Here is a 15,264-nt window from a genome sequence, read left to right as displayed (position 1 = left end):
ACCGGCGGCCGGCTTGGAGCCGCGACCGTCGGTGTCGCGCCACGTTCCGGGAGCGCGGCGCACCGCGATGACCAGTCCATGTCCCATCCCTGCCCCACACCACGACCCGTATCCTGCCGTCGCGCGTCTCGACGCGGTCGGGAACAGCTCTACTGCGCCTTCGGCTTGCGCAGGAGATAGACCTGCCAGGTCAGCATCATGCTCGATGCCATCAGGATGGCGTTGAGCAGGTTGAGGAGCGCCTCGTCGTGCATCGTCTCGATCCTGCGGCGGTCGCGTCGCCGGGAAAGCGAGACCTCTGGCAACAACCGGGCCAATGCCCGCGCTAGGTCGAGGCGACGGCCTCCGATTCCCGCAGGGCATTCAACAGGAACGATGTTCGCGGCGCCTCGCGCGCTCGGTCTGGTCGGGCCGCGCGGGTGCCTAAGCGGGGACCGGCTCGCGCGCCGTGAAGGCCTTGGCCGAGATCAGACGCGTCAGGGTCGCGAGCAGATCGGTCTGGGTGATGATCCCGAGGACGCGCCGATCGTCGTCCACGACGACCACCGCATGGGTGCGCCCGTCGGTCAGGGAGGACGCCAACGCGACGATCGGCGCGTCCGGCCGCGCCGTCCGCGCCTCGGACATCACCTGCGCGAGGCCGACTTCCCCATGCAGCGTCAATTCGCGCAGGCCGAGCGTGCCCGCGAGCCGGCCCGCGCCGTCCACCACGGGCAGCGTCCGGATGTTGTGCGCGATCAGCAGTTCCCGTGCGCGCTCCGCGCTTGCGTCCATCCCGATGGTGACCACGTCGCGCGACATCACCTCACGACAGGTGAGGTCGCCGTGGGTCCGCACCAGGGCGTGGTGCTCGACCTGGCGCAGAAGCCGGTCGAGGTCGGAGCGGTCGATATCCAGGGTTTCGTGCAGCTCGACCAGGGCCGCGTCCACATCGTCCGACGTGAAGCCGACCCTGAGCGGCGGCGGCAGATCCGCCGTTCCGTGCGTGTTGATCGCCGCCGGCACCGGGACGTGCGGGTAGTTGCGGCGCGAGATCTTGTGGAACGCGATGCCGAGCGCAACCAGGATGACTGAGTTGAGGCAGACCGGGAACAGGGGGAACAGGAAGCCCGCGGAGGTGACCGCCGGGCCGCCGATCAGCGCCGTCAGGGCGGCAGCGCCGCCGGGCGGGTGAAGGCAGCGGGTGAGCGACATCGCCGCGATCGCCAGCGAGACCCCGACGCCGATGGCCATGACCGGATTGGGGATGAAGTGAGCCGCGAGCACGCCCATGAAGGCGGAGATCGTGTTGCCGCCGATGATCGACCAAGGCTGGGCAAGGGGGCTGGCCGGCACGGCGAACAGGAGCACGGCCGAGGCGCCCATCGGCGCCACGATGAGCGGGATGTGCGGTCCCTGGCCGAAGAACAGGCCGCAGATCAGGCCCGTGAGCGTGATGCCCGCGAGCGCGCCGAGGCAGGCGATGAGGCGCTCACGGAGGGTCGCGCCCGCCAGGATCGGTCGGAACAGCTGAAACCCCGCTGCCTTCCCGGATCGATGTTCCGGACGAACCGTCTCCGACATCCTCACGCATCCCTCGCTCACCCGGCCGCCGGACGTGCACGTTCGACGAGCACATGCACCAATCGCCTGGGCGTGTATCTGGTATACCAGAGACCTGTTTACGGGCCGCGGCTGAAATTGCAATCTGTCGAGGCATTCTGCCTGCCGATCGGGCGATTTGGTGTCGAAGCTTGGCTGGCGGCGTGGGGCCGATCATCGGAACCGGTCGCCGACGACACCATGAGACATGACGATGCCGGACGGCGGCGATCGACGCCCTGTCCAACGACTGTGTTGTGGAAGGCCGGAGAAAGCCGGGCGGTTATGCAAGCCCGGGTTGCAACCGAGGCGAGACCTTGAGCATTGGGACAGCATAGCCATTCGGCATCCCAAGGTCTCCCATGCTGCTAATCTCGTTCCTCGTGGCGGGCACGTTCGTCCTCGCCACATCGTTCTCGCTCATTGCCGTCCTGACGGACTAGGCGCCAGACCGACGCCGCGCCCGATCCCCAGGCCGGCGCCTCTTGCCAGATCCGACGGCCCGTGTGGGCCAGGATCCTGCGCCGAGCTATGGTGTGGAAGCGCACCTGGCGGGGAAATCCATCCCACTTATGCGCATCATACGGCCTCGGGCCGGTTGTGCCCTGCGCGGCCGGTGCCTAGATCGGACGGGTGAGGCCGCGATGGCGTCGCGGTTTCGCAGCCCTTCTCTAGGGCGTTTCCTCCCAAGACTTCGGGCCGCTCCTTCGGGAGTGGCCTTTTTTGTGCCGGCTGCCGCAGAGCTGTGATGACGGCCGCAGCCCCACCGACTATAAGTTTAGCTCCCCCTGCTGATGTGCCCGAGGTGTTCGCGACCCGCACGGTGCTGTTGCGAGGGGACGCGCGATGACAGGGGGGTGCGGACCAGTTCTCCGCACCCTACCCGTGATGCCTTGGCCGGGCGGTCGCGTGAGGGTCGGCGCATGCGGGGGAACTGGACACCGCGAAGCGCCGGCCCACGGCCTTCGATTCACCCCGCCCCGGCCGGCAGCGCGACATTCGATGCGACCGGGGCGCCCTCGCGGTCGAAGACGGTGTAGAGGACGCTGGCAGGGTCGAGCCCGAGCTCGGCGATATGCGCAACCGCCGCGTCCTTGGCTTCGGCCGGAGTACCGAACGGATCGGGCAGCTGGTACATCCGCACCGCCTGTTCCTCGCCGTCGATCTGCATCGGTGGCGTCGTGATCTCGACCGTGTAGGGCATGGCGTCAGCCCACCTGCGCCTAGTGGAACACGCCGAAGAACCACAGGAGCAGGATGATCGGCAGCGGGATTCCAAGCAGCCAGAGCAATCCACCGCGCAGCATTACCGCCTCCACTTCCGCAACTGTTCTACCCAGGGTTGGGTAGCTCTCGATCGGAACGCACGAGGACGTGAAAGCGATCCTCCCGCTCCGCAGCAAAGCTGGCAATCCTGCTCCGAACCGGAAGAACCGCTTCCGGCCCGCCAAGATTGCAGCGCACGCGCCAGCACGGCGCCCCGGAAGGCTGGACGTGCGCCTCTCCGCTCCTGAGGAGCCCAGGCATCAGAGCCGGCCGCGCCTGCCGGCCCATGAGCGGCATCGCGCCGTTCACGCTCCGCCCGAGTTCGTGTACGAGCGTGTGCCGTCGATCGACGACGGCACAGAGCGTGGAGCGCCAGTGACCGAAGACGATGCAGCGCCGGTTTCTACGGGACTGGTCGGTCTCGATCATATCCTGGACGGCGGCTACGCGGCGCGCCGTTCGCATCTCATCGAGGGACGGCCCGGGTCCGGCAAGACCACGCTGGCAATGCAGTTCCTGCTCGAGGGCGCAAAGCGCGGCGAGGGCTGCCTCTACATCACCCTCTCGGAGAGCCGGCGCGAGCTTCTGAACGTCGCGGAGCGTCACGGCTGGTCGCTCGACGGCATCGAGATCTGCGAACTCGTCGCGCCGGAACTCAGCCTGGATCCGAACCTGCAGCAGACCCTCGTCCATACCTCCGACCTCGAACTCGGCGAGACGGTCCGCATGGCCATCGCCGAGATCGAACGTGCCAAGCCCGACCGCGTCGTGTTCGACAGCTTGTCCGAGATCCGGCTGCTCTCGCAAGGCTCGTTGCGCTACCGCCGGCAGGTTCACGCCCTGCGAAGCTTCCTGCTCATCCAGAACATCACGGCGCTTCTTCTGGACGATCTGGCCGCCGAGGAAGACGACCTGAACCTGCACAGCCTGAGTCACGCCGTGATCCGGCTGGAACAGCTCGCGCCCCTGTACGGCGGTGAGCGGCGGCGGCTGCGCGTGATCAAGATGCGCGGCACACCGTTCCGGGGCGGGTACCACGATTACATCATCCGGCGCGGCGGCTTGACCGTGTTCCCGCGGCTCGTGGCCGCCGAGCATCTCGGCACGTTTCTGGACGCCCAGTGCGGCACGGGAAGCGCCGAACTCGACCAGCTTCTCGGGGGCGGTCTCGACCGCGGGACCAGCACGATGCTGATCGGTCCGTCCGGCGTCGGCAAGTCGACGGTGGCGCTCACCAGCGTCACCGCGGCGATCGCCCGCGGCGAGAAGGCGCTGATTCTCAGTTTCGACGAGACGACGAGCGTGCTGCGGAGGCGGGCCGCCGGCCTGTCCATGCCGATCGATGACGCGATCGCGTCGGGCGCGCTCCAGGTCGAGCAGATCGATCCGGCGGAGGTTTCGCCGGGCGAGCTCGCCGACATCGTGCAGAACGCGGTCGAGCACCGCGGTGTCACCCTGGTGGTGATCGACTCCCTGACCGGCTATCACAACGCCATGCCGGAGGAGAATTACCTGCTCCTGCAAATGCATGAGCTGCTGACCTACCTGAATCAGCAGGGCGTCATCACGCTCTTGGTCCTGGCACAGCACGGCATGATCGGGGCCATGAGCACGAGCGTCGACCTGACCTATCTCAGCGATACGATCCTGCTCTTCCGCGCGTTCGAGGCCGAGGGGCGTCTGCGCCGTGCTATCTCCGTCGTGAAGAAGCGGACCGGCAGCCACGAGGATACGATCCGCGAGTTGCGGATCGACTCGCAAGGGATCCGCGTTGGCGAGCCGCTGAGCGCGTTCCGAGGTGTCATGACCGGTGTCCCGACCTTCGAAGGTGAGCGGTCGTCGCTTCTCCGCACCCGCGGCGCCTGATGACCGATGCTGACCCGCCGGTCCTCGTCCTCGCACCGACGGGCCGCGACGCGCATGTGGCCGCGACCCTCCTCGGCGAGGAGCGGATCGCGACGCAAACCTGCGGCGACCTCACGGACGTCGTGGCGTCCCTCGATATGGCGGCCTGCGCCATCCTCACCGAGGAGGCGCTGTTCTCCTCCAACCGGCAGGCCCTGGCGGACTGGATCGCCGCGCAGCCGCCGTGGTCGGACTTTCCGTTCATCCTGCTGACGCGGCGGGGCGCCGAACCCAAGGTCCACCTGACCGACCTCCTCGGGAACGTCAGCGTTCTGGAGCGCCCGTTCCACCCGGCGACGCTGGTGATGGCGGTGCGCTCGGCCCATCGCGCCAGACGCCGGCAACTCGAGGCGCGCGCCTATCTGGAGGAGCGCGAGCGCTCGGCGGAACGGCAGACGCTCCTGATCCGCGAGCTGCATCATCGTGTGAAGAACACGCTGGCGACGGTCCAGGCTCTGCTGGGCGCGTCGTCCCGATCCGCGACCAGCGTCGAGGCGTTCTACACGTCGTTCTCGGCGCGGGTGATCTCGCTCGCGAAGACGCACAACCTGCTCACCGAGGATTACTGGCAGCAGGCGCCGTTGCGCGACATGCTGATGAACGAACTCGGGCCCTACAACGACAGCGAAGAGTCCCGCATCGTTCTCGACGGCCCCAGGGTCGATCTGGTCGGCGATCTTGCGGTTCCCACCGGGATGGCGATCCACGAACTCACGACGAACGCGGCCAAGCACGGGGCGCTGTCCGTCCCGGAAGGTCGCATCCGGATCAGCTGGACGGTCGAGAAGACCGCGGACCATCAGGTGCTGTGTCTCGACTGGATCGAGCGCGGCGGTCCGCCGACGGAGCCGCCGACCCGCAAGGGCTTCGGGTCGACGCTGCTCCAGCGCGTGCTGAAAGTGCAATGCCAGGCCGAGCTGGCCTTCGATTATCAGCCCGCCGGCCTGCACTTCTCGATGCGCGCGCCGTTGCCGGAGAAGCGCATCGTCCCCGCCTACTGAGGGTGTCGGGGCGGGGCATCGTCCCGCTGCGCAGTGCCTGCGGGCCGGCCACAGCCGCAACCCCGACGAGGCCTGTCCGAGGCGCTGCTGTTTGCCCGCGGTCCAAGAGGTGGTCCAAGAGGTAGTCCAAGACGTGGGACGATCGCGGCCCGTCGGCACGACCGATGCAGCAGGGCCGTGGCCGGCCGCCCCGGCCGCGTTGAACAGGAATCCAGAATGGCGCCGCAAGAAGCATCCAGGTCGCCGGCCCGCGGCGGGCGCGTCGCGATCGCCGGCCTGGGCACCGTCGGGCGGGCCGTGGCGCGGGCCCTCGACGGCGGCGCCATATCGGGCCTGACCCTGACCGCCGTCGCGGTTCGCGATGTCGGGAAGGCGCGTGCCGAACTCGCGGCGTTCGCTCAGCCGCCCGAGATCCTCACCGCGTTCGATGCTCTCGAGCCGCGGGCTGACATCGTGCTGGAATGCGCGCCGTCGCAGTTTCTCCCGTCGATCGTGCGGCCGTTCGTGACGGCCGGCAAGACGGCCGTGGTGCTGAGCTGCGGGGCGCTCCTCGACAACGCGGATCTCGTGGAGGCCGCCCGCGCCCATGGCGGTCAGATCGTCGTCCCGACCGGTGCCTTGCTCGGCCTCGACGCCGTGACGGCCGCCGCGGAGGGCACGATCCACGCGGTGCGCATGATCACCCGCAAGCCGGTGCGCGGCCTCGTCGGTGCGCCCTACCTCATCGAGCACGGCATCGAGATCGCCGGCATCACCGAGCCGATGCGGGTCTTCGCCGGCAGCCCGCGCGAGGCGGCCCGCGGCTTTCCGGCGAACCTGAACGTCGCGGTCGCGCTCTCGCTCGCCGGCATCGGGCCGGATCGGACCGAGCTGGAGATCTGGGCCGACCCCGGCCTCGACCGCAACACCCACCGCATCGAGGTCGAGGCCGATGCGGCGCGGTTCGCGATGACGATCGAGAACGTGCCGACCGACGAGAACCCCCGCACGGGCCGCATCACCGCACAATCGGTCATCGCCTACCTGCGCAAGCTCGCCGCCCCGCTCCGGGTCGGGACCTGACGGGCCGGGCCCGGCTGGCACACCCCGTGCTGTCTGTCGCACGCGCCCGGGCCGAGGTCCGCGCGGAGGCCCCGTAATCCCGGAGAGATCCTTGACAGCGGTGAACGGCGAGATCCCGTCCGAGATCGAGCGGGCGACGATGCGGCGGGTCACGGCGCGGCTCATGCCGCTGCTGATGCTGGGCTTCCTCGTCGCCTTCATCGACCGCGTCAACGTCGGCTTCGCGGCCCTGCAGATGAACGCCGATGCCGGCCTGTCGGCCTCGGTCTTCGGCCTGGGTGCGGGCCTCTTCTTCGTCGCCTACTTCCTGTTCGAGGTGCCCTCGAACCTGATGCTCGAGCGGTTCGGGGCCCGCCTCTGGCTCGCCCGGATCATGATCACCTGGGGGCTGATCTCCGCAGCCACCGCGCTCGTCGTCGGGCCGATCTCGTTCTGCGCGGTGCGCTTCCTTCTGGGCGCGGCCGAAGCCGGCTTCTATCCCGGCGTGATTTTCTACCTGACACGCTGGTTCCCGAAGGCCTACCGCGCCCGGGTGATCGCCCTCTTCGCCGTGGCCGTGCCCCTGTCGAACTTCGTCGGCTCGCCGATCTCGGCGGCACTGCTCGGGCTCGACGGCTGGCTGGGCCTGCGCGGTTGGCAGCTGATGTCGATCGTCGAGGCCGCGCCGGCCGTGGTGCTCGGCCTGCTCGCCCTGCGATTCCTGCCGGAGGGGCCGGACCGGGCGCCCTGGCTCGACGACGCGCAGCGCCGCTGGCTCACCGGGCGCCTGGCGGCCGAGCGCGCGGAGCAGCCGGCGGTCCGGCCCTCCGTCTGGCAGGTGATCCTCGACCGGCGCGTGCTGGCCGCGGGCCTGATCTTCGCCGGCAGCGTCGGCGCGAGCGCCTGCCTGTCGATCTGGCAGCCGCAGATCTTCAAGTCCTACGGTCTGACGACGATGGAGATCGGGCTGCTCAACTCGGTGCCGTTCGGGATCGCGGCCGGGTTGATGGTGCTCTGGGCCCGGCGATCGGACCGCACCGGGGAGCGGGCCTGGCATGTCGCCGGCCCGCAGGCGCTCACCGCGCTCTGCCTCGCCGCGGCGCTGGCCGCCCACGGGTTCGGGCCGACGGTCGCGATCCTGTTCCTGGCGATCCTCGGGACCTACGCGGTCAAGGGCCCGTTCTGGGCGCTGGTCACGGAATGGCTGCCGCCGGGCGCGGCCGCGGCCGGGATCGCGCAGATCAACGCCATCGGCAACCTGGGCGCCTTCGTGGGGACGTACCTGATGGGTGTGATCAAGGATGCGAGCGGGAGCTACGCACTGGGCTTGCTGCCGCTCGCCCTGATTACCGCCGCGGGGGCAGCGCTCGCGCTGGGACTGGGCCGCGCCCGCCCGCCCCTGATCCCGGTCCTGCCGGGTGAGAGGCCTTAGGCGAAGGCTGCACGCCGCATGAATCGGCCCGAAGCCGACGCACCCCTCGGACCCGCTCAGGGGGCGTACCGGGTGAAGACGTAATCATGGTTCCTGACGCGCGCTTCGTGGCAGGCGAAGCAGGTTTGATGCTGCGCCTCGTCCACCGGTTTGCCGTCGATGAAACGGCCGAAGCCCCAGCCGCCGGTCGCGGCGTAACGCTTCGCATCCTTGACCATGACCTGCACGGTCGTGGCCCGGCCGGGCACCGTCGCCGACTCGAACTCCGCGGACGGTCTCCGCTCCCAGGCCAGCTTCACCAGGACCGTACCGTCCGGGAACGGCAGCGTACCAGCCCGGTAAGCCGTCACGGCCCGGTCGTTGCCGACGACGGCGCGCAGCTCGTTCAGCGGCGCATCCTCGAGCGCCGGAGCGATCAGGCGCCAGTCGCGGTAGCCGTCGGGAACGGTGACGCCGTAGATCGGCGCGGCGGGCTTGCCGCTCCCGTCCACCGCCCGGGCGACCGCGATCAGGAGGCCTGAGGCGGCGCAGGCCAGGAGAAGGGCGCTGGGCCCGCGGAGGCGACGGTCAGAAGGCATCGACGTCCACCACGGCTTGCGCGAAGGCCTGCGGGGCCTCCTGCGGAAGGTTGTGCCCGATGCCGCCGCTGATCGTGCGATGCGCGTAGGGCCCGGAGAACTGCTTGGCGTAGGCGACGGGATCGGGGTGCGGTGCCCCGTTCGCGTCCCCCTCCAGGGTGATCGTCGGCACGCCGATTTTCGGCGCCTCCGCCAAGCGGGCTTCCAGGGGATCGTACCGCCGCTCGCCGTCGGCGAGACCGAGTCGCCAGCGGTAATTGTGAATGACGATGCTGACGTGATCCGGATTGTCGAGGGCCGCGGCGCTGCGCGCGAAGGTGGCGTCGTCGAACTGCCAGCGCGGCGAGGCTGTCCGCCAGATCAGCCGGGCGAACTCCGTCCGGTTGGCCTCGTAGCCCGCCCGGCCGCGGCTGGTCGCGAAGTAGAACTGGTACCACCAGGAGAGTTCGGCCTGGGGCGGCAGCGGCTTCTTGCCGGCCTCCTGGTTGCCGATCAGGTACCCGCTGACCGACACCAGGGCCTTGCACCGCTCCGGCCAGAGCGCGGCGACGATGCAGGCGGTGCGGGCGCCCCAGTCGAAACCGGCGAGAACGGCCTGACGGATGGCGAGCGCGTCCATCAGGGCGATGACGTCGACCGCGAGCGCCGCCTGCTGACCGTTGCGCACGGTATCGGCCGCCAGGAAGCGCGTCGTGCCGTAGCCGCGCAGGTAGGGGACGATCACCCGGTATCCCGCCGCGGCGAGCAACGGTACGACCTCCGCGAAGCTGTGGATGTCGTAGGGCCAGCCGTGAAGCAGGAGCGCCACCGGACCGGACGGGTTGCCCGCCTCCAGATAGCCGACGCGCAGGAGGTCGGCGTCGACCGCCTGCAGCGGCCCGAACGCGGCGCCTGCCCCCTGTCCGGTCTGCGCGCGTGCGGGCGGCACGAGGCCGAGTTCGGCGGCCGCGATGGTGGCGGCCGCGCCGCCGAGAAGGCGGCGGCGGCTCCGGTTGATGGTCTCGGACGGCATGGGCGCATCCCGCTGCTGAGGTGTCGATGCGCCGGACATTGCCCCAATCGGCCGCGCGCCGCTTTCAGAACCCGTGCAGCGCACCTTCAGAGCCCCTTGATTTTCGGTGCGGGACGGCCCTGCTGCACCGGCATGATCGCTGAGGCGACCGCGTGATCTACCGGTTCTCGTCCTTCACCCTCGACACCGCCCGGCGCGAGCTCAGGGACAGGGACACCCTCGTCGCGCTGGAGCCGCAGGTCTTCGATGTCCTCGCGCACCTCGTCGCCGCCCGCGATCGCGTGGTCAGCCGCGACGACCTCCTGGAGGCCGTCTGGCACGGCCGCATCGTGTCGGACGCGACGATCAGCAGCCGGCTGAACGCCGCGCGCACCGCGATCGGCGACACGGGGCTCGACCAGCGCCTGATTCGCACGCTCCCGCGCAAGGGCGTCCGCTTCGTCGGCGCCGTGGAGGCGGGGGACGACCCCCCGACCAAGCCGGGAGCGGAGACAGGGGCCGATGCCGGGCCGTCCTGGCGCGCGGGACCGCGCTTGCCGGCCGTGGCGGTCCTGCCCTTCACCAACATGAGCGGCGACCCGGAGCAGGACTATTTCGCGGACGGGATCTGCGAGGAGATCATCACGGCGCTCTCGCGCATGAGCGGACTGTTCGTCATCGCCCGCAACTCCTCGTTCACCTACAAGGGCCGGGCGATCGACGTGCGCCGGGTCGGCGCGGAACTCGGCGTCGGTTACGTGCTCGAGGGCAGCGTGCGCCGTAGCCACGACCGGCTGCGGATCGCAGGGCAGCTCGTCGATGCGGTCTCGGGCGCCCATCTCTGGTCAGACCGGTTCGACGGTGACCTGCACGACGTGTTCGCGCTGCAGGAGCGGGTCGCCGAGAGCGTCGCTGCCGCGATCGAGCCGACCCTTCAGCAGGCCGAGATCGGTCGTGTCGGGCGCACGGCGCCGTCCCGACTCGACGCCTACGAGCGTCTGCTGCGGGCCAACGCGCACCTGTCCGAGTTCACCGGTCCTGGCATGGCCGCAGCCCTGGCCTGCTTGGGCGAGGCTCTGGAGGCCGAACCGGACTACGCCCCCGCGATGGCGGCGACCGCCTACTGCCGCGCGCAGTGCCACTTCCAGGGCTGGGCCGAGCAGGACGACCACGCCCGCAGCGCGGCCGTGGCCCTGGCCTGGCGGGCGGTCGAGCGCGCGCCCGGCGACGCGCAGGTGCTGTGGATGGCCGCCTTCGCGATCTGGAACATGGCCGGGACCGGGCGTGAACGCGCGCGCGACCTCTTCCGGCGCTCGCTGCTCCTCAACCCGAACTCCGCGATGGCGCTGACGCTCGCGGGCTGGATCGAGACGATGTGCGGCAACGGCGCCGAAGGCCGCGCCATGGTGGCCCGCGCGCAGCGGCTCAACCCGCGCGATCCGCGCGGCTGGCTGATGTCCGGCGTGATGGCGTTGGCCGCGTTGATCGACGAAGACGACGCCGCTGCGATCGACTGGGCCGAGCGCGCCCTGGCGCAGAACCGCCGCTTCGCCGTGGCCCTGCGCGTCCTCGCCGTCGCCAATGTCAGGCTCGGGCGGCTGGACCCCGCCCGCGAGGCTGTCGCGGAGATGCTGGCGATCGAGCCGCACTTGACGATCTCGGGCTTTCTCGCACGCATCCCCTTTCCGCTCGAACAGACGGCCAAGCTCTATGCCGAAGCCTTGGCGATCGCGGGCCTCCCGGCCTGATCGCCGAACGGGACCGAGCGAGCGTCCGGGCCGCTTCGCTATTTTCGCGGTTGTCCAGCCGAATGTCCGGTGACTTGGATTGTCGAAATCCACTCCTGCGGATGTGGAATAGGGCGTCGCCAAGCCTGTAGACCTCCGATCAGCTTACGGTGCCGGGGCTGTTGCAGTGGTTCCGGCCTCCGTTCGATGCGATCCTCGTCGCGTACCCATCGATGACATGTAGAGAGGCCCTCACGGCGGCCGGAGCGCGTGCGACGGGGGCCCGCACCCCACCGCGGCTTGAAAAAGCTGTCGGCCGCCCGGCTCGAGCCCGATTTCAACTGGCGCGCGCCATATGAATTGCCCAACGCGTTCAGGTTGATGCCGTTGCGGTCCCGCGTAACGTACGAATCGTTGAGGGCCCACGCAAAAAGGGCCGCAGGGAGGACGCGGACATGGATTCCAAGTGGTCGCGGAGATCAATACTGGCGGCCGGCGTCGGAGCCGGCGTGACCACGGCGCTGGCGACCCGGTCGTCGCGCGCGCAATCCTACCCGACGCGCCCGATCCGCTTCGTCGTCGGCTATGCCCCGGGTGGCGCGACCGACGTGCTCGCCCGCCTCATCGCCGAACCGCTCGGACGGCGCCTCGGCCAGCAGGTCCTCGTCGAGAACCGCCCCGGGGCGGGCAACAATATCGGCACCGACGTCGTCGTCCGAGCCGAGCCGGACGGCCACACGATCCTGCTCGCCAATCCGGCCAACGGCATCAACGACAGCCTCTACAAGAATCTGAGCTTCAAGTTTCAGCGCGACATCGCCCCGGTGGCGGGGATCATGCGGTCGCCCAACATCATGGAGGTCAGCCCGAAGCTTCCGATCAAGACCGTGCAGGAGTTCATTGATTACTGTAAGGCCAACCCCGACAAGGTGAACATGGCCTCCAGCGGCATCGGCACGTCGCTGCACATGTCGGGCGAGCTGTTCAAGGCGATGACCGGCGCGCCGATGGTGCATGTGCCCTATCGCGGCGCCGGTCCGGCGATCATCGACATGATCGCGGGCCACGCCGACGTGATCTTCGACAACCTGCCCTCGTCGATCGGCCACGTGCGCGGCGGGACCCTGCGCGCCCTCGCGGTGACGACGGCCGAGCGCTCGCCGGCTTTGCCCGACGTGCCGACGGTGGCCGAGACGGTGCCGGGCTACGAGGCGAGCGCGTGGTTCGGGATCGGCGCGCCGCGGAAGACCCCGCCGGAGCTGATCGCGCGCCTCAACAAGGAGGTGAACGACATCCTGGCCGACCCGGCCATGGAGAAGAAGCTCACCGACCTCGGCGGGACGCCCTTGCGGGTCTCGCCCGACGCGTTCGGCACGCTGATCGGCCAGGAGATCGAGAAGTGGCGCAAGGTCGTCCAGTTCTCCGGAGCGACGGTCGACTGACAGGAGTCCTTTCGGCGCTCGCTATCGAGGTCGCCGAGAGCCGCGACCTCCGTGTGCGACATGCTCGGGCGTGGGAGCGTGTCGTGAGCCGCGGCGACGAGCGTCTTTCCCATCCCCTTCCTCATCCTGAGGTGCCCGCGTCAGCGGGCCTCGAAGGAGGGCTCCAGGGCTCTCGCGGCCGGCTGGAGGGCTCCTTCGAGGCCTCCGCTGCGCTTCGGCACCTCAGGATGAGGTCGAGGGTGGGAAAGCCCGACCGGACGCAACCACCCATATCCTGCCGTCGGCAGTCTCGACGTGGTCGGGAACGGCTCTAACCGCCGGGCGTCTTGATCATCGCGGCCGGCGGTGCCTCGTGGTCGAGGTTTCCGACCGAGACGGGCGACGGCCTCCCTGAGCGCATCCGCACGACCGCGGAGACGATCTGCACGAGGATCAGCACGGCGATGAACGCGAGAAGCGTCGCGCTGATCGGTTGCGTGACGAACACCTTGAAGCTGCCGCGGCCGAGCAGCATCGCGCGGCGGAAATTCTCCTCCAGCATCGGGCCGAGGATGAAGCCCAGCATCAGGGGCGCCGGGTCGAGGCTCAGGCGCATCAGGATGTAGCCGAGCAGGCCGAAGGCCGCGGTGATCAGCACGTCGTCGAGGTTGTTGTTGACGCTGTAGGTTCCGACACAACAGAAGAACAGGATCGACGGGAAGAGGACGCTGTAGGGGATCTTGAAGATCGACAGCCAGAAGCGGACCAGGGGCACGTTGAGGATCAGGAGGAAGCAGTTCCCGATCCACATGCTGGCGACGAGGCCCCAGAACAGGTCCGGATGCTTGGCGATCATGTTGGGGCCGGGCTGGATGCCCTTGATGATGAAGGCGGCCATCATCAACGCCATGACGGCGTTCTCGGGGATGCCGATGCTCATGAGCGGGATGAAGCTCGTCCGCGCGGCGGCCTCGTCGGCGGCGGCCTGCCCGGCCACGCCCTCGATCGACCCGGTGCCGATCTCGTGCCGGTACTTGCTGACCTTCTTGTCGATCGCGTAGGCGGCGAACTGCGCGATGGTGGGCCCGCCCCCCGGCAGGATCCCGAGGAGCGAACCCACCGCGCTGCCGCGCAGGGCGCTCGGGATGATGCGCTTGAATTCCGGCCAGCTCGGCATCAGGCGGATCTTGCCGTTGAACGGCGTCCGCTCCTCGCGGGCGTCCAGGTTCCGGCAGATCTCGGCGATGCCGAAGCAGCCGAGCGCGACGCTCACGACGCTGACGCCGTCGGCGAGCGGCGTCAGGCCGAGGGTGAAGCGCAGCGTGCCGGATTCGAGGTCGGTCCCGATCTGGCCGAGCAGCACGCCGAGCAGGCACATGGCGAGGCCGTTCAGCAGGTTCCCGGTCGTCACGAGGCTGACGCAGACGAACCCGAGCAGCATGAGCGCGAAGTAGTCGGCCGGCCCGAACAGGAAGGCGACCTGCCCGAGAAGCGGTGCGAGGAAGGCCAGGACGACGATGGCGACCGTGCCGCCGATGAAGCTCGACACGCCCGCGGTGAACAGCGCGAGGCCCGTGCGCCCCTTCAGCGTCATCTGGTAGCCGTCGATGCAGGCCACGATGCTCGACGCGTGCGGGATCTTCATCGTGATCGCGCTCACGCTGTCACCGTACTGGGCGCCGTAATAGATCCCTGCCAGCATGATCAGCGCGCCGTCGACCGGGATGGAATAGGTCAGGGGCAGCAGCAGGCTGATCGTCGCGAGCGGGCCCAGCCCGGGCAGCAGCCCGATCAGGGTGCCGATGACGCAGCCGATCGCGCAGTACAGCAGGTTGCTCCAGGTGAGCGCGTGCTCGAACCCGAAGGCGAGATTCGTGATCACATCCATCAGATCACCTGCAGGTTGAGGCCGAGCAGCTTCTGGAAGGCGAGCGCGACGGCGATGAGCGCGACCGAGATGGCCAGCACCCGCTTCCACGAGAACGACGTGGCCGCCAGCGAGGACACCAGGACGAGGAGCACGATGCCGAGGACGATGCTGGCGACCTTGGCGGCCGCCACGAAAGCCACGAGGCCGAGCAGGATGATGCCGATGTTCCGCCACGCGAAGTGGATGGGCTTCGCCGGCTCGAACCGGGCCTTGACCAGGGTGACGAGACCGAGGAGCAGCAGCAGCGAACTGACCAGCAGCGGGAACAGGCCGGCGCCGGCATGGGCGAAGCTGCCGATCGGGTAGCGCAGCGCCGTCACCCCGAAGCAGAGGGCGATGGCGCTGAGGACCACGCCGCGGACGGTATTCTGGTTGGCCATGTCAGTGCTCC

At 69.2% G+C, this 15,264-nt stretch carries 12 protein-coding genes; 6 read left to right on the top strand and 6 right to left on the bottom strand.

Features of this window, described 5'->3' with window-relative positions:
• Positions 1-423: 423 nt before the first annotated feature.
• Entirely contained in the window at positions 424-1,563 is a 1,140-nt protein-coding gene (locus ABIE45_RS02210; RefSeq protein ID WP_192711214.1) for an HPP family protein, read from the bottom strand.
• Between the two features lie 988 nt (positions 1,564-2,551).
• Positions 2,552-2,785 carry a hypothetical protein gene (locus ABIE45_RS02205; RefSeq protein WP_192711215.1) on the bottom strand — a complete coding sequence of 78 codons (234 nt, stop codon included), beginning with the start codon at positions 2,783-2,785 and terminating at the stop codon, positions 2,552-2,554.
• Between the two features lie 437 nt (positions 2,786-3,222).
• Here ABIE45_RS02205 and ABIE45_RS02200 point away from each other — a divergent pair, with 437 nt between their 5' ends.
• The 4 genes from ABIE45_RS02200 (at position 3,223) to ABIE45_RS02185 (ending at position 8,226) form a co-directional block, all read left to right on the top strand.
• Positions 3,223-4,713: an ATPase domain-containing protein gene (locus tag ABIE45_RS02200; RefSeq protein ID WP_192711216.1), complete on the top strand. Its 1,491-nt coding sequence runs from the start codon at positions 3,223-3,225 to the stop codon at positions 4,711-4,713.
• Positions 4,713-5,753, top strand: a complete 1,041-nt coding sequence (locus tag ABIE45_RS02195; protein ID WP_192711217.1) for a sensor histidine kinase — start codon at positions 4,713-4,715, stop codon at positions 5,751-5,753. Before ABIE45_RS02200 ends, ABIE45_RS02195 begins: the two co-directional genes overlap by 1 nt.
• Before the next feature lie 216 nt (positions 5,754-5,969).
• Positions 5,970-6,815 (top strand): aspartate dehydrogenase, encoded by an 846-nt coding sequence (locus tag ABIE45_RS02190; protein WP_192711218.1) that lies wholly within the window; start codon positions 5,970-5,972, stop codon positions 6,813-6,815.
• 139 nt (positions 6,816-6,954) lie between these two features.
• The gene (locus tag ABIE45_RS02185) at positions 6,955-8,226 is read left to right on the top strand and encodes an MFS transporter (protein ID WP_209578437.1); all 1,272 of its coding nucleotides are present in this window, start codon (positions 6,955-6,957) and stop codon (positions 8,224-8,226) included.
• 56 nt (positions 8,227-8,282) lie between these two features.
• On the opposite strand, the gene ABIE45_RS02180 is transcribed toward ABIE45_RS02185, so the two are convergent.
• Both ABIE45_RS02180 and ABIE45_RS02175 read right to left on the bottom strand, forming a co-directional pair.
• Positions 8,283-8,804: a cytochrome P460 family protein gene (locus ABIE45_RS02180; protein WP_192711220.1), complete on the bottom strand. Its 522-nt coding sequence runs from the start codon at positions 8,802-8,804 to the stop codon at positions 8,283-8,285.
• Positions 8,794-9,816 carry an alpha/beta fold hydrolase gene (locus tag ABIE45_RS02175; protein WP_192711221.1) on the bottom strand — a complete coding sequence of 341 codons (1,023 nt, stop codon included), beginning with the start codon at positions 9,814-9,816 and terminating at the stop codon, positions 8,794-8,796. The genes ABIE45_RS02180 and ABIE45_RS02175 overlap by 11 nt, the downstream gene beginning before the upstream one ends.
• 152 nt (positions 9,817-9,968) lie before the next feature.
• On the opposite strand from ABIE45_RS02175, the gene ABIE45_RS02170 reads away from it, so the two are divergent.
• Positions 9,969-11,543 carry a winged helix-turn-helix domain-containing protein gene (locus ABIE45_RS02170; RefSeq protein ID WP_192711222.1) on the top strand — a complete coding sequence of 525 codons (1,575 nt, stop codon included), beginning with the start codon at positions 9,969-9,971 and terminating at the stop codon, positions 11,541-11,543.
• Positions 11,544-11,977: 434 nt separating this feature from the next.
• Positions 11,978-12,964: a tripartite tricarboxylate transporter substrate binding protein gene (locus ABIE45_RS02165; RefSeq protein WP_192711223.1), complete on the top strand. Its 987-nt coding sequence runs from the start codon at positions 11,978-11,980 to the stop codon at positions 12,962-12,964.
• 310 nt (positions 12,965-13,274) lie between these two features.
• Here the strand turns inward: ABIE45_RS02165 and ABIE45_RS02160 are convergent, their stop codons facing one another.
• Together ABIE45_RS02160 and ABIE45_RS02155 are read right to left on the bottom strand one after the other, a co-directional pair.
• Positions 13,275-14,831 (bottom strand): tripartite tricarboxylate transporter permease, encoded by a 1,557-nt coding sequence (locus ABIE45_RS02160; RefSeq protein ID WP_192711224.1) that lies wholly within the window; start codon positions 14,829-14,831, stop codon positions 13,275-13,277.
• Positions 14,831-15,253: a tripartite tricarboxylate transporter TctB family protein gene (locus ABIE45_RS02155; protein ID WP_192711225.1), complete on the bottom strand. Its 423-nt coding sequence runs from the start codon at positions 15,251-15,253 to the stop codon at positions 14,831-14,833. The genes ABIE45_RS02160 and ABIE45_RS02155 overlap by 1 nt, the downstream gene beginning before the upstream one ends.
• Positions 15,254-15,264 lie beyond the last annotated feature (11 nt).

This window comes from Methylobacterium sp. OAE515, assembly GCF_041806315.1.
GTDB lineage: Bacteria > Pseudomonadota > Alphaproteobacteria > Rhizobiales > Beijerinckiaceae > Methylobacterium > Methylobacterium tardum.
Note: the sequence above shows the minus strand (reverse complement) of the source record. Positions and strands in the feature narration are given on the sequence as shown.